The organism is Psychrilyobacter atlanticus DSM 19335 (assembly GCF_000426625.1).
Taxonomy (GTDB): Bacteria; Fusobacteriota; Fusobacteriia; order Fusobacteriales; family Fusobacteriaceae; genus Psychrilyobacter; species Psychrilyobacter atlanticus.
In genome coordinates this window covers 2,271,055-2,285,973 of the sequence record NZ_KE384547.1, presented here as the reverse complement: position 1 = coordinate 2,285,973, position 14,919 = coordinate 2,271,055, and the positions used below count along the sequence as shown (strand labels likewise).

18 protein-coding genes are annotated in these 14,919 nt (G+C 32.1%); 6 read left to right on the top strand and 12 right to left on the bottom strand.

The window, feature by feature from the left end; translation table 11 throughout:
• Positions 1-251 precede the first annotated feature (251 nt).
• The 3 genes from K337_RS0111410 to K337_RS0111400 all read right to left on the bottom strand — a co-directional run bounded on the left by K337_RS0111410 (position 252) and on the right by K337_RS0111400 (position 2,845).
• Positions 252-1,451 carry an oxygen-binding di-iron domain-containing protein gene (locus tag K337_RS0111410; protein ID WP_028856727.1) on the bottom strand — a complete coding sequence of 400 codons (1,200 nt, stop codon included), beginning with the start codon at positions 1,449-1,451 and terminating at the stop codon, positions 252-254.
• A gap of 158 nt (positions 1,452-1,609) precedes the next feature.
• Positions 1,610-2,479 (bottom strand): D-alanine--D-alanine ligase, encoded by an 870-nt coding sequence (locus K337_RS0111405; protein WP_028856726.1) that lies wholly within the window; start codon positions 2,477-2,479, stop codon positions 1,610-1,612.
• Positions 2,480-2,497: 18 nt separating this feature from the next.
• Positions 2,498-2,845 (bottom strand): hypothetical protein, encoded by a 348-nt coding sequence (locus K337_RS0111400; RefSeq protein WP_028856725.1) that lies wholly within the window; start codon positions 2,843-2,845, stop codon positions 2,498-2,500.
• Positions 2,846-3,272: 427 nt separating this feature from the next.
• On the opposite strand from K337_RS0111400, the gene K337_RS20385 reads away from it, so the two are divergent.
• Positions 3,273-3,401 (top strand): hypothetical protein, encoded by a 129-nt coding sequence (locus K337_RS20385; protein WP_281168332.1) that lies wholly within the window; start codon positions 3,273-3,275, stop codon positions 3,399-3,401.
• 146 nt (positions 3,402-3,547) lie between these two features.
• Positions 3,548-4,003 (top strand): phosphohistidine phosphatase SixA, encoded by a 456-nt coding sequence (gene sixA / locus K337_RS0111390; protein WP_028856724.1) that lies wholly within the window; start codon positions 3,548-3,550, stop codon positions 4,001-4,003.
• A 213-nt stretch (positions 4,004-4,216) separates the two neighbouring features.
• On the opposite strand, the gene K337_RS0111385 is transcribed toward sixA, so the two are convergent.
• Positions 4,217-4,648, bottom strand: a complete 432-nt coding sequence (locus K337_RS0111385; protein ID WP_028856723.1) for a MarR family winged helix-turn-helix transcriptional regulator — start codon at positions 4,646-4,648, stop codon at positions 4,217-4,219.
• Between the two features lie 284 nt (positions 4,649-4,932).
• On the opposite strand from K337_RS0111385, the gene K337_RS0111380 reads away from it, so the two are divergent.
• Positions 4,933-5,484, top strand: a complete 552-nt coding sequence (locus K337_RS0111380) for a ferritin family protein (protein ID WP_028856722.1) — start codon at positions 4,933-4,935, stop codon at positions 5,482-5,484.
• 49 nt (positions 5,485-5,533) lie between these two features.
• Positions 5,534-5,695 (top strand): rubredoxin, encoded by a 162-nt coding sequence (locus K337_RS19615; RefSeq protein ID WP_084140861.1) that lies wholly within the window; start codon positions 5,534-5,536, stop codon positions 5,693-5,695.
• 301 nt (positions 5,696-5,996) lie between these two features.
• Here the strand turns inward: K337_RS19615 and K337_RS18355 are convergent, their stop codons facing one another.
• The 4 genes from K337_RS18355 to ruvC are packed head-to-tail and all read right to left on the bottom strand — an operon-like array spanning position 5,997 to position 8,763.
• Positions 5,997-6,491, bottom strand: a complete 495-nt coding sequence (locus K337_RS18355; RefSeq protein WP_037029366.1) for a lytic transglycosylase domain-containing protein — start codon at positions 6,489-6,491, stop codon at positions 5,997-5,999.
• 1 nt (position 6,492) lies between these two features.
• Positions 6,493-6,951, bottom strand: coding sequence for a tRNA (cytidine(34)-2'-O)-methyltransferase (locus K337_RS0111365; protein ID WP_028856721.1), 459 nt, complete (start codon positions 6,949-6,951; stop codon positions 6,493-6,495).
• Positions 6,952-6,955: 4 nt separating this feature from the next.
• Positions 6,956-8,182 (bottom strand): sensor histidine kinase, encoded by a 1,227-nt coding sequence (locus tag K337_RS0111360; protein WP_028856720.1) that lies wholly within the window; start codon positions 8,180-8,182, stop codon positions 6,956-6,958.
• A 5-nt stretch (positions 8,183-8,187) separates the two neighbouring features.
• Positions 8,188-8,763 carry a crossover junction endodeoxyribonuclease RuvC gene (ruvC, locus tag K337_RS0111355; protein ID WP_028856719.1) on the bottom strand — a complete coding sequence of 192 codons (576 nt, stop codon included), beginning with the start codon at positions 8,761-8,763 and terminating at the stop codon, positions 8,188-8,190.
• 187 nt (positions 8,764-8,950) lie between these two features.
• Between ruvC and K337_RS0111350 the strand changes: the two genes are divergently transcribed.
• Positions 8,951-9,745, top strand: a complete 795-nt coding sequence (locus K337_RS0111350) for a sigma-70 family RNA polymerase sigma factor (protein WP_028856718.1) — start codon at positions 8,951-8,953, stop codon at positions 9,743-9,745.
• 11 nt (positions 9,746-9,756) lie between these two features.
• Positions 9,757-11,067: a PhoH family protein gene (locus tag K337_RS0111345; RefSeq protein WP_028856717.1), complete on the top strand. Its 1,311-nt coding sequence runs from the start codon at positions 9,757-9,759 to the stop codon at positions 11,065-11,067.
• Between the two features lie 70 nt (positions 11,068-11,137).
• On the opposite strand, the gene dapF is transcribed toward K337_RS0111345, so the two are convergent.
• The 4 genes from dapF to dapB form a co-directional block, all read right to left on the bottom strand.
• Positions 11,138-11,974, bottom strand: coding sequence for a diaminopimelate epimerase (gene dapF, locus K337_RS0111340; RefSeq protein ID WP_037029364.1), 837 nt, complete (start codon positions 11,972-11,974; stop codon positions 11,138-11,140).
• Positions 11,975-12,074: 100 nt separating this feature from the next.
• The gene (locus tag K337_RS0111335) at positions 12,075-13,220 is read right to left on the bottom strand and encodes a pyridoxal phosphate-dependent aminotransferase (protein ID WP_028856715.1); all 1,146 of its coding nucleotides are present in this window, start codon (positions 13,218-13,220) and stop codon (positions 12,075-12,077) included.
• Between the two features lie 196 nt (positions 13,221-13,416).
• Entirely contained in the window at positions 13,417-14,130 is a 714-nt protein-coding gene (dapD, locus tag K337_RS0111330; protein ID WP_028856714.1) for a 2,3,4,5-tetrahydropyridine-2,6-dicarboxylate N-acetyltransferase, read from the bottom strand.
• Between the two features lie 51 nt (positions 14,131-14,181).
• Positions 14,182-14,919: a 4-hydroxy-tetrahydrodipicolinate reductase gene (gene dapB, locus K337_RS0111325; RefSeq protein ID WP_028856713.1), complete on the bottom strand. Its 738-nt coding sequence runs from the start codon at positions 14,917-14,919 to the stop codon at positions 14,182-14,184.

Sequence of the window (14,919 nt, the reverse complement as noted above, 5' to 3'; positions counted from 1 at the left end):
CGGCTTTAAATTCAATAAAATTAAAGTGGTATTGCAGATATAGATTTACATCAAAAATTCAAAAAGCATATGATATTTTTTATGGCATTTAGAATTTTGGGAGGATATAAATCTTTTAGTCATGGCCTTGTTCTCCTTTGAAATTTTTTATTTGCTAAAGAATACTCCATAAAAAAAAGTTTGTCAAGAAAAGATAAAACTCTCTACTCTTTCAAAGGAATTTCTAGAAAAAAACTAAGATTTTTTCTTTTTTAATCTGCTAAATTTGAAGCAAATTCCTGTCCGAATTTATAGCAGAGTTCCTTACTTTCATGGTTTAAATTCCAATTAACTTTTATTCCTTCATTGACTAATTTTAAAGAGGTGAAATTTAAATTTTCATTGATAATATCTAAGTTTTTTGCATTCCAGCCGTAACTTCCAAAGGCTGCGACATTTTTATCCTTAAAGTTCAGACCTTTTACAGCTTCTAATAAGGCAGCCATTGATGGCAGTATTCTGTTGTTGATAGTAGGTGATCCGAATAAGACAGCTTTAGATTTGAATATTTCTGTCAGGATCTCACTTTCAGTATGTTTGGCACTGTTGATCAATAAAATATTTGTAGAAGGGGAAATACTTCTAATCCCATCAGCTATAGATTCTGCCATCTTTTTAGTGGTTTCCCACATGGTATCATAGGTAATTAATATCTGATCCTCTTTATAGTTATCACACCACTTCATATATTTTTCTACGATTTGAAGGGGATCTTTTCTCCAAATTACACCGTGTGAAGTACAGATTTGATCAATTGTTAAGTTCAAGCTTAATATTTCATCAATTTTTCTTTTGATTAAAGGACTAAATGGTGTCAGGATGCAGGCATAATATTTTAATGCTTCATAGCTTAAGATATCCTGATCACACTCATCATTAAATAATCCGTTAGCTCCATAGTGCTGTCCGAAAGCATCATTACTAAAAAGTATATTATCTCCACTTAGATAAGATGCCATTGAATCCGGCCAGTGTAACATCTTCATCTCAACAAATGTTAATTTTTTCTCCCCTAAGTCCAAAATGTCCCCAGTCTTAACCGTTCTGAATTCAGCATCTATCTTGTGGTAGGCCTTTATAATCTCTACACCCTTATCTGTACAATAGATAGGTGTATTAGGAATCTCTTTCATCAGTGCACTTAAAGAACCACTGTGATCAGGTTCATTATGATTCATAACTATATAATCAATGGTACTTAAATCAATCTCTTCTTTCAACTGCTCGATCCATTGGGTGCTAAACTTTTCCATTACAGTATCTACTAAAACTATTTTTTCATCCCTTATTAGGTAGGAATTAAAAGAGGTTCCATGGGGGATATCTAATTCCTCCCCGTGAAACTTAGTAATATCTTGATCAACGACTCCAACCCACTTGACACTTTTACTGACATCAACAAATTTTTTCATATTATTTTCTCCTTTTATACAAAACGATAATATGTTTTTATATGTTCTTGAATTAGTATTTTTTCCTTTTTTTCTAATAAATTTCAGGATTAGTATTGAGGTGTTATAACACCTTTTTCAGCCACCTAATAGCTTAGTTGTATTGGAATAAAGTTTTTTTATTTAGTATCTGATTGGGATAATAACCCTTTTACCACATCGTCAAATGTATAGTTCTTAAGACTTGCAAGTTTAGGAAGAAGGCTTGTCTCGGTCATCCCAGGGCAAGTATTAACCTCTAAAAAATAGATTTTGTCATCTGATAAGATAAAGTCACTTCTAGAAGCTCCACTTAATTTAAGTTCATCATGGATAAGTTTGGCGTTTCTCATAGCATTTTTATAAACCTTTTCTGAGACCTTTGCAGGATACTCATAATCTGTCTTACCTTCAGTATATTTTGACTCATAGTCATATGTTCCGTCATGTGGAATTACTTTTAAAACTCCAAGAGCTTCTCCGTTTAAAACTCCTGCAGTCAGTTCCACACCCTTTATATACTCTTCTATTATGACACTTCTATCTGATAGCTTTTCCAAAGCCACTTCAGCATCTTCCATATTTTTACAGATATAAAGTCCTGTACTAGATCCTTCTTTTGATGGCTTTATTACTATAGGAAACTTATCTATATCTTCCTTGTTTATATAAGTCTTGGGGATTCTTATTCCTATGCCGCCTGCTATTTTTTTAGTTATAATTTTATCCATTGCAATTGCACTTGGAGCTGCTTTAGACCCTGTATATTTTTTTCCTAAAAGATCAAGTAATCCTTGAACTCTACCGTCTTCTCCACATCCACCATGCAGAGATAAAAATGCTATATCATATTCATTTTCAATAAATGATTTAACTAGATTTTTACTTGTTAAATCTACTCCATATGCATCATATCCCTGTCTCATTAAGCTTTTTAATACTGCACTTCCTGTTTTCAGCGATACTTCCCTCTCCGTTGATGTTCCACCCATAAAAACTGCAATTTTCATCCTTTCCTCCTATAATAATTATTTTTTATCCTCTTCTACAGATTCTTTATATCTGGTTGCTTTTACAAATAGATCGGAAGGGTTAACAGTTATTTCATGTTGTTGAATAACATAGCCATGATCAAACAAAATATCCCTCACCATTGCACCGATAAGTTGTTTAAACCTGGTTAATTTCACATGATTTTTTAATGGAAAATTATTTATAAGATCTTTTTGTAATCCAGTGACAGCAGGTTTTTTTAGATACGTAGCCGTTTCCATTTTAATTAAACTTTCTCTTGTTTGAAGAAAAGTCCAAATATCTTGGGATAATTGGCTATATTGTCCTATCAATAGATCGTTAAATTTCTTGTCTGTATACAAAGCTATTCCTCCTTGCTTTAAACCCTATCAGATTGAGAGGGTCTTAATTTTAAAGCGTCTTATATTTGTAATGTATTCTATTTTAGATATACTAAAATTTAACTTTTTCCCTTTAATATTGATAGATCTTTATAAATTTTTTAGAAGTTATTAGTTATTTTAAATATTCTTTTATCTTTTATACGATTAAAATTAGAGTATTAAAAAAATAGATGAATAATACTAAACTTGGGGACTATTCCTTCCATTTCTTCGTTATAATATTAAAAAAATTCCTTAAAAAATCAAAACGAAATAAAAAGGATTATTCTTTTTATTTTAGTAAAAAACAATTAAATATCTTGGATAATAAATATCTAAAAAAATTATAAAGTAGATGTTTTTAATTTTATTTATAACTATATTCTGGAAAAAGGGAGGAGAGACCATGACGGTTAGAGAAAGATTCAATGCAGCTTTTAAAAGGGAACCTACCGAAAAGGAGATAGAGATATTAAAGCGAGTAGATGATACATGGTATGGAGAACATATGGATTGGAATTCTTCCCTTTTGTAAATTATTTTTGTGATTATTATTTTGAGATGTATCGTGAAAACTGTTTTCTGAAACTCCCCAAGGAAGAATAATATAAATTTATCTGACAAAGTTAAATCTAAAAAGTACATTTGAAAAAATATCTGAACAAGGAGGTAAGTTAAAAAATGAGTATGTATTTTGTGCAACATGGTATAGCTCTGGCAAAAGATGTAGATCCAAATCGTCCACTGTCTGCAGAAGGACGAAGAGAAGTAGAATGTGTCGCAGCTTATCTAAAAAAGACAGGAGTTACTGCGAGTAGAATCTGTCATAGTGGTAAAACAAGAGCAATGGAAACGGCTCAGATCTTTTCAGACCAAATTGGCGATGGCAATATATACAAACTGTTAGGGATGGACCCTAAAGATAGTGTTAAAGTATTCGCTACCCTCTTGGAATCAAATCATACAATGTATGTCGGACACCTACCCCATATGGAAAAACTTGTTTCGTACTTGACGACTGGCAATGAAGATGCAGGTGTGGTTAAGTTTATAAATGGTGGTGTTGTCTGCATAGAAAGCGATGGTGAAAACTTCTATATCGGATGGTATTTAAAGCCTGCGATATGCAATGTCTAAATATTTATTTTAAAAATAAAAAAATTTAAACTTTTTTCGACTAAGCGACGTCTGATAGTTATAAGCAAATGAAAATAATAATTTTTTCATTTCTTTCTTTCCTTAAAATAAAATATAAAAATAAAAGATCTCCTGACTGTGTGACTATTACAGCTGGGAGGTCTTTTATTTTATAGAAAAATTTAGACCTAATAAGAGTATTGAATTATCAACTTACTTGTTAAGTTCTGCATTTTCAACTAATTTATTTAATACATTTTTAAAAATTCTCATATCTTCATCGGAAATATCTTTAGAAATTAAATCACTGAATTCTTTCCCAAAAGGTAATAATTTTTTTCTCAATTTTTCACCCAATTCTGTTAAGAATATATATGTGTTTCTTCTGTCTTTTAGATCTTTTTTACGCTGAACATACCCTTCCTTCTCCATCCTATCTATTAATCTTACTATTGTAGATCTTTTAATGTTCATTTTTTCGGCTAACTCACTTTGATTAATATGTTCAGATGTACCTAAAAAATATAAAGCTATCCACTGTACCCGGGTCATATCATATTCGTTTAATTTGGCATTAAAAACATCAGCGATTCTTTTTGAGGTGTTGTTTGTGATGAATCCAACACAATCATCTAGTTTAAACATATTCTTACCTCCTAATAAAGCATATTGTTTTATAGTTTAACATATAATAATATTATAGCATTTATAATTATTTTGCTTCAAGATTAAAAAACTAAACTTGTTAATTCCAAATTATTTTTTAAGTCTTATTTCCTTACCATACTCTATAAGTTAGAAATTCCCTTAAAAAAAATTATTATATATTAAAAAAATCCTTGACTTAAAGTTTAAAAACTGTTATTATAATTTTGTAATCAATACAAAGTTGAAATAAAAGTAAATCAAAATATAGGGAGTGAAGTGAAATGGCAAAAATGAGATGTACAGTATGTGGGGAAATATTAGATGCAAATGTTGAAGTCTGTCCAGTATGTAAGGCTGGAAAGGATAAATTCGTAGCTTATGATGAGAATGCAACTGAAGAGTGGGCAACTGAACATAAGTTAGGAGAAGGGCTAGCTTGTGGAGATGCAGAGATTATTGAAGGATTAAAAGCTAACTTTGCAGGAGAATGTACAGAAGTTGGTATGTACTTAGCAATGTCAAGAGTAGCAGACAGAGAGGGATATCCTGAAGTAGCAGAAGCATACAAGAGAATTGCATTTGAAGAGGCAGAACATGCAGCTAAATTTGCTGAGTTATTAGGAGAAGTAGTAACTAACTCAACAGAAGAAAACTTAAGATTAAGAGTAGCAGCAGAATATGGAGCTACATCTGGTAAATTTGAAATTGCAAAAAGAGCTAAAAAATTAGGATTAGATGCAATTCACGATACAGTACATGAGATGGCTAAAGATGAAGCTAGACATGGAAAAGCTTTCAAAGGTTTATTAGAAAGACATTTTGAAGGAAAATAATTAAGACTAAAAACTAAAAATTACTATAAAAATAAAGAGGTGGAATAATATGAAAAATTATGTTTGTGAAGTATGTGGGTATGTTTATGATCCAAAAGTTGGAGATGTAGATAACGGAATTGAAGCTGGAACTAAATTTGAAGATATCCCTGAAGATTGGGTTTGTCCTCCATGCAGCATGGGGAAAGATGTATTCGTAGAAGAAAACTAAAATTTCTAAACTCTCAAGAATTTCTTGAGAGTTTTTTTTAGCAATTTATACCTGCAAAGGGATATCTTAAGATTTCTAAAGATTATAAGAACTTAGAATGTGCTTGTTTGGATGCAACGTCACGTTGCTTTTTTATAAAAATTTAAACTTTTTTTATCTAAGTGACGTCTGATAAGTATAAGCAAATGAAAATAATAATTTTTTCGTTTCTTTCTTTCCTTAAAATAATAAAATAAAGACCTCCTAACTGTGTGACTATTACAGTTAGGAGGTCTTTTATTTTGTTGACTATATTTTAATCTTATCTAAAAAATAACCTTATTCGATAAAAAAAGTTCGTTATCTTATATTTCCTAAGGTAGTTTCTCGTTTCTTTAAATTTTTTCCATGATCCATCCTTTAACCTGGAAGGACCTGCATTGTAAGCTATTAAAACTTTTTCAATGTTTCCATCATACCTCTTCATAAGATAATGAAGGTAGAGGGTACCAATTTTAATATTATACACAGGATCTAATAACATCTTTTCAGAATAAGGAAGGTTATGGGTTTGTGCCATCCACTCTCCAGTAGGAGGCATGATCTGCATAAGACCAATAGCTCCCTTATGGGAAACTACACCTTCTCTGAAGTTACTTTCGATCTTAATAACTGAATAGATAATCTCTCTGTCCACCTCATATTTTTTAGATATTTTATCTATTTCGCCATAATAATTTAAGGGGAAAAATGAGGCAACTCCTATTATTCCTGTAAACATAAGAAAAATCAATATATAGATATAGATTCGTTTCATATTACTCTCCGAAGTTAAAATCAATCTGCCTTAAAGATTCATATAAAACAATAGCTGCTGAATTTGAAAGGTTCAGGGATCTTCCCATCTTAATCATAGGAATAGTGATACAAGTTTCTTTATTTTTTTCCAAGATCTCAACTGGAACTCCTCTAGATTCAGGGCCGAATACAATAAAGTCATTTTCTTTATATGAAACATCTGAATATTTTTGAGTAGTTTTAGTTGTAGCAAAATAAAATTTAGATTCAGGATAAGCTGCCATCAACTCATCTAAACTATCCCATTCATGCAGATCTATATGCTGCCAGTAATCTAAACCAGCTCTTTTGATTTGTTTTTCATCCAGTGAGAATCCAAGGGGTTTGATAAGGTGCAGCGATGTATTTGTAAGAACACAACTTCTCCCTATATTTCCCGTGTTGTATGGTATTTCTGGTTCCATTAAAACTATATTCATAAATTTACTCCTCTTTTAATATTATTTTTGTCCATTTTGAATAATCTGATTTTATAGAAAATTTAAAGCCTAATTTGGTAAAGACCTCTTTAGCTATAGTGAGACCTAAGCCAGTTCCATAAATTTTAGAGGAATAAAAAGGAATGGTAACCTCTTCTATCCTGTGTTTTTGTATGCCAATTCCATTATCCTTTATAGTTATCTTGTTTTTATTGTTCGCTGAAAGATTAATGTTGATAAAACGCTCATTTTTGCTGTAATCACAGTTTTCAATAGCATTTTTAAACAGGTGATAGAAGGCTGTAACGACTTTTTCCCTGTTAAATGTAATTTCAATATCATTTTCTATAATCATATAAGTTTTGATCTTAGATTTCTTTAAATGCAGGTTTAATTTTTGAAGAACTTCCCTGATAAGGTAGGAAAGGTAAAAAGTAGTTGATTTATTTTTAATATTTTCATCTTCACTGGAGTATTCACCGATATCTTCACAAAGTTTGATTACTTTATCGGATTCCTTGAGAATATAATCTAAATAAAGCTCAATTTTTTTAGGATCATTCAATTTTTTTTTAGCTAGAGATGCAAAACCAACGATAGATGAGATAGGTGTTCTCAGTTCATGGATGATGGAATTTGCAAATGAACCCACAGTTTTTAACCTGATGTCCTCAGCTTCAAAATCTTCTAATTCTCTAGAATGCATATAGAGTGAAAAATTATATTTAAACAATTCTAAAATATGCATCTCCTGTACATTGAGTTCATAGGGAGTCTTCGCTTGTCTATCTAAGATAAAACATCCATAGTATGTATTTTCATAATTTATAGGGATGATGGTAAAGTTTTTAAACCTGTTTAAAAGTCCATAATTTTCATGGGAATCCAGTTTAGTCAAATTTGTTTGTATCTCTATACTTTTCAACATTTGTTCTATGGGAGTACCATAAAAATTGATCTCTTTTTCAAGGTTAGTTGAGATAAACTCTACCTCATCTTTCTTTAATTTTTTTAGATCAAAATACGAGTTTAGATGTTTTAAATTTCTATTCCATCTGTCGTATTTAAAAAAGTACCCTTCTGAATAACCTAGATCTAATTTTTCAATTAAATTTAAGAGGATAAAAAATACAACTTTTTCAGTATTTTTTTCCTGATGAATTGTAGAAGCTATAGTTTCTAAAGAATTTAAATAGGAAACCATAGATGAGTTTTCCAAGTTTTTAAACATAAAAATCAATCCTTTTTGTTTAATAGATTTCGATACTCTGCTGCAGTTATTTTACCGTTTTTTATGCCAACTACCTTAGAAAGATTGGGTTTAGAAGCTAAAATATATCCGCTATTCAATGAATTTATATGAGTGATAGCAATAGCCAAAGCATCAGCAGCATCATCTGGCTGGGGAATTTCAGAAAGTCCTAAAATCCTCTGAACCATCAATTGAACTTGTTTTTTTTCAGCTCGGCCGTATCCTGTTATTCCCATCTTTATCTGTAGTGGAGTAAATGATACTTGTGGAATATTATTTTTTTCCCCGCAGAGGACTATGACACCTCTAGCCTGTCCAACAGAGATAACTGTTTTAGCATTTTTAAAATAAAAAAGATCCTCTACAGCCATATGGGTAGGAGAATATTTTTTTAAGATATTATCTAATTCGTCGTAGATAGCAGAAATCCTCTTTTCCATAGGAAGATCTTTGGAGGTGTATATACAGCCATAATCTACAACTTTATATTTACTTCCAATATAGTCTATGACTCCAAAACCGACAATTGCCGTTCCGGGATCTATTCCAATTACTCTCATTTTTACTCCTCGTATTTAAATAAAATTATAGAGCCAAAAAAATATTAAATGTCTCTGTTTTCATATTTATTTTTGTATATTAAATCTTATCATAAATTATAATAAAATTCTATAAATTATAAAAGGAAGTTTAAATAACAAATAGTATATTGTTGATACAGACAAAATACATAAAAAGGAGGTAAAAATGAATATTTCGAACTATTTAAAAGAAATAGGTCGCTATCCCCTCCTGACTAAAGATGAGGAAATTGAGATATCTAAGCACATATTAGAGGGGGATATAGATGCACAAGATCGGTTGATAACAGCTAATTTAAGATTAGTAGTGAGTATAGCTAAAAAATATACTAAGTTAGGAATTCCTATTCAAGATTTGATTCAAGAGGGAAATATAGGATTGATGAAAGCCGTTGAAAAATTTGACTATACCATGGGAAAAAAATTTTCTACCTATGCTACTTTTTGGATAAAACAAAGTATTTTGAGATATATATCCTCTAACAAGGGGGTTATCAGATATCCTGTATATATATATGACAATTTAGCTAAGATAAAAAAATATATGACAAAATATAAATCAAAATATGGATGTGAACCTAGTTTAGAAGATGTTGCAGCAAAAACAGAGTTGAAGGTAAAGGATATAAAAAGGTATCTGAAATTAAATGATGTGACTTTTAATTCCTTAGATGAATCCTATGGTGAAACCGGGGACCTTCACAGTATGATCGCAGATAAAAATGGTTATATAGAGGAGAATTTAATATTAGAAAGCGACAGGGAAAAATTATTAAAAACTTTGGATGTATTAGGAGCTAAGGAAAGAGAGATAATAATACATAGGTTTGGTTTGTTGAATAATGAAGTATTAACCTTGGACATATTGGGAAAAAGACTGCATCTAACCAGAGAAAGAATAAGACAGCTGCAGATTCGTGCCTTGAATAAACTAAAAATACATTTACAATATAATAATTAGGGGTGATTTCTATGAGAAAGATATATATACTGGACACAAACGTACTTATTCATGATCCTAAGGCTATGACGAACTTTGAAGACAATGATGTGGTTTTACCGATCTATGTGATAGAAGAGATAGATAAGTTAAAAAAAGAAAGTGGAAATAGAGGAGCCTCGGCTAGGGTAGCTGCCAGGTTTATAGATGATCTCCGTTCTAAGGGATGTTTAGCTAAAGGTGTAGAAATGGATAATGATATATTTTTTAGAGTAGAAACCAAAGGTGATACTACCGAGCTGCCAAACTCTTTAAAGAGGGATATAGTGGATAACCGGATCCTGGCAATAGCACTGTATATCAAGAATAAAGATAAGGATAAAAAAGTGGTGTTGGTCTCAAAAGATATCAATATGAGGATAAAAGCAGATGCCATGGAGATTCATGTAGAAGATTATAAGAGTGATAAGATGGATATAGAGGAACTTTATACCGGAAATATGACCATACAAGTAGAGGAAGAGTTCTTTAAAAAATATGAGAAATCCGGAAGGATTAAATATGTAGACATTATGCCGGAAGAACCTTCGGACAACTGTTTTGTGAGTTTAAAAAATAAGGAAAAAACTTTATTTGGTAGATATAACAAGAAGACAAAGAGGGTAGAAAGGATGACCTTTGGAGATGTCAGCGTTTGGGGAGTTCGAGGCAGAAATGAGGAGCAAAATTTTGCATTGGATCTTTTAATGGATGAGGATATCAAAGTGGTTACCTTAGTCGGAAAAGCAGGAACAGGGAAGACTTTATTAGCAGTAGCTTCAGGGTTGGAATTGGTTGTGGAAAGGAGTAAATATAAGAAATTATTTATAGCCAGACCGATAATTTCAATGGGAAAAGATTTGGGATATCTTCCAGGAAGTGAAAAAGAAAAGTTAAAACCATGGATGCAGCCTATTTTTGATAATATAGATTTCTTAGCAAGTAATAAGGAGGAAAAAGCTGGAGAAAAGGTAATAGCAGGATTAGAAGCTTTGGGATTATTAAAGATAGAAGCCCTGTCTTATATAAGGGGTAGAAGTATCCCGGCAGGATTTTTAATCATAGATGAGGCACAGAATTTAACACCTCATGAGATAAAAACTATAGTTACAAGGGCAGGAGAAAATACAAAGATAGTATTTACAGGTGATCCATATCAAATAGACAACCCGTATCTCGATACGGAAAGTAATGGACTTACTTATTTAGCTGAAAGATTTAGAGATGTCAGTATATCAGGACATATTATATTGAAAAAAGGTGAAAGATCAGAGTTAGCCGAATTGGCAGCTACATTACTATAGCCCCCCTTTTAACCTCCTATATTTGGTTTATAGGAGGTTTTTTTTGAGTTTTATAAATTATATTTTGACTTTAATTATATCTATACTTTCCTTTTGCTATTAATTCACTTGGACCAGTCATGTAGATCTCATCTTTTACTTCGATAGTCAGATCTCCTAAAGTCAGATGAACAATAACTTTAGAACTCAAGTATCCAAGTAGTTCACCTACAACTACACTGGCACAAGATCCTGTTCCACAGGCCAGGGTATGTCCCGCTCCCCGTTCCCAAGTATCCACAATAATTTCATCTACATCTAAAATTTGTACAAAATTAACATTGGTTTTTTCAGGGAAAAGTGGGTTGTTTTCAATAGCTTTTCCAACTCCTACCAAATCGACCTTTTCTAAATCATCTACAAAAATTACAGCATGGGGAACACCCATAAGAATTGCGGACACTTTATAAACTTCTCCATTAACAGCGATATCTTCGTTGATGAATTTTTCTTTAGAGGTATCCATAGGGATAAATTTAGGAGCTAAAAGTGGTTTTCCCATATCAACTTTTACATTGAAATTTTCATCTGGAGAGATATCCAGACTGAGTAATCCAGCCAGGGTCTCCACCTTGTAGGTAGTTCCATCTAAGATTTTATTGTTGTAGATATAGTTAGAAAAACATCTGATACCATTCCCACACATAGATACGATACTTCCATCAGAATTAATAAATATCATTTGGCACGACTCTTCTTTTTCAACCAAAACCATCATACCATCGGCACCAATTCCAGTGTGTCTGTCACAGACTTTAACAGCCAGATCAGAAAAACTTTCTTTCTTTATATTTTTTGCCATCAAATCTTTATAGTTAAAAATTATAAAATCATTTCCTAAACCATGGTATTTTTCAAATTTAATCATATCGTATTCTCCCTTGTTCTTGATTGTGTTGTTTTATATTTAAATTATAGTATGAGAAAACATAATATTCAACTAAAGAATATTCCATATCTAGTGTTTATTATAATTTATAGTTTTTGATATGATCTTCTATCTTATCCAAAGCTATTTTTAACGTTTCTACAGGTTTGGTGCAAGAAATTCTAAAATACCCTTCTACACCAAAGGCTATTCCAGGAACTACAGCCACATGTTTGTTTTCAAGCAGGTCTAAGGCAAAATCCAAAGATGAAGTTATATTGAAGTTATCTAAAGAACCAAAGATGTAAAATGATCCCTTAGGCTGAAGGGTTACTATCCCCATGGAGTTTAGTCGGTTATATACATATTCACATCTTTTTTTGTATTCCATTGTATAAGAGGACATGTCTGAACACTTAGAAAGTGCGATATATCCCCCATATTCTGAAACGATAGAAGGAGCTGTGATGGTATATTGATGGACCTTTATCAGCTGATCTCTCAGTTCTTTAGAGGTTAAAATGTATCCCAAACGCCACCCAGTCATAGAGTGAGATTTTGAAAATCCATTGATCAATATTACTTTGCCCTTAAGAAAATCATACTTTCCTACAGATATAAAATCGTCATTAAAAACAATTTCACTATATATCTCATCGGAGATAATATATATATCTTTATCCTTTAAAAAATCCATGATTTCATCTAAGTTTTTTTGAGATAAAATAACTCCCGATGGATTGTTGGGATAGTTTAAGATAAGAGCCTTGGTTTTAGGAGTAAGATGTTTTTTTAATGTTTCCACTGTGAGCTGTAATTCATCGGAAGTAGTATCGATAAATACTGATTTACCACCATTTAAATCTATATTTGGAAGATATCCAGGATAAAATGGCAAGGGAATCAAGACTTCATCCCCTTCATTTAAGAGGGCTCTCAAAGTAGTAGAGATAGCCTCTGTAGCACCTGCTGTGACGATAACTTCATCTGTATTGTAGGAGGAGCCATACTTAGTATTATAAAAATTTACTATTTCTTCTCTTATTTCGAGAGATCCTCCTAACATAGGGTATCCCATCCGATTATTCTTCATATATATAGTAGTTTCTTCGATTATTTTAGCAGGGATAGGCAGGTCAGGTTCCCCAACAGTAAGATTGATAACATCTTCATACTCCCTGCTCTTTATAGAGATTTGTCTGATAAGGGAGATCTCTTTATTTATTACTTTAGGATTTATGTTCATAGTGACCTCCGATTAATCTTTGGTATTATTTTATGATTAAAATTTTGCTATGGTGCACGCATTAAAAACCTTAGAGTTTGCCCGCCTTCGGCGGGCAAACAGCCATAATTTTTTTTTGAAATTACCCAAATACTTTATTTTAAAGAAAATAAAAATTAGATCTTAATATTATTGTAGATTTTGTAAGTGCTGAACATTATTTGATAACTCTCAGGTCTTCCATAATTTCAGTTTTACTGGCAGTTTTTTCATCTTTATCTTTGATTATTCTAGCAGGATTTCCAGCTACTACAACACCAGCAGGGACGTTCTTTGTAACGATTGCTCCAGCGGCTACAACGGCTCCTTTTCCGACTCTGATACCTTCTAAAATTACTGCATTAGCACCGACAACTACATCGTCTTCTATAACAACAGGATCAGCACTAGGTGGCTCGATTACTCCAGCTAGGACAGCACCGGCACCAATATGACAGTTATCTCCTACTGTGGCTCTTCCTCCCATTACTACATTTAGATCTATCATGGTACCGGCACCGATTTTGGAACCAATATTTATAACAACACCCATCATGATAACGGCATTATCTCCAATTTCTACCATATCTCTGATGACAGCTCCAGGTTCGATTCTAGCATGGATATTTCTGGTGTCTAACATTGGAATAGCTGAGTTTCTTCTATCACTTTCTACATGAGAATCACTGATTAAATTAGAGTTAGTAGTTAAAATTTCATTGACTTCACTCCATTCTCCAAAGATTGTTTTACTATTTTGGCATCCAAAAACTTTACAGTTTAGGAAATCTATTCCTTCTAATTCCCCATTGATATAGGCTTTTACAGGGGTAGATTTAGTAGAATTTTTAATATATTGAATTATTTCATGGGCATTATTTAATTTTGTCATAAGGTGTTCTCCTTTTAAAATATATTTTTTATAGTCTAGTCACGTTGCTTTTTAGTTGAAAATATCTTTCATTGTATAGAATCCCGGTTGTTGATTAGAAAGCCAAGCTGCTCCCTTGAGGGCTCCATTAACGAAGATCATCTTTGAGTGAGCCTCATGTTTTACCTCTATTATCTCGTCTTCACCGGCAAATATAATAGAATGTTCTCCTACGATACTTCCTCCACGAACTACATGTACACCGATCTCCTCCTTCTTTCTAGGAGAGATTCCCTCTCTACCATAGGTCAACTCCCTTTTAGAAGTTAGGGTATCATTTATTTTTTCTAGCAGTGATTGAGCTGTCCCACTGGGGGCATCAATTTTTTTTTTATGATGTTTTTCAATCAATTCAATATCCCAGTCTTCCAGAGATGAAACCAGAGTTTCCAATAATTCTGTAATCAGATTTATTCCAAGGGAAGTGTTCGTCGCCTTAAGTATAGGAACTGTTTGGGATGCTTTTTTTATATTTTCTAGTTCCTCTTCACTATGTCCTGTAGTAGCAATCAATGTAGGAACATTATTAGCCATAATCCATGGAAGAATTTTTATCGAATTACTGTAGTGGGAAAAATCTATGAGAACATCTGGAACAATAGAAAGGTCTTCTAAAGCTTCAACAATTCGGGATTCCTTTCCCAGAGAAAAATAATCGATTATCCCAACTAAATTTAAATTTTTACTGTTATCGATGGTATCTACTAGGAGTTTACCCATCTGTCCCCATCCGTATATGGCTATATTCAA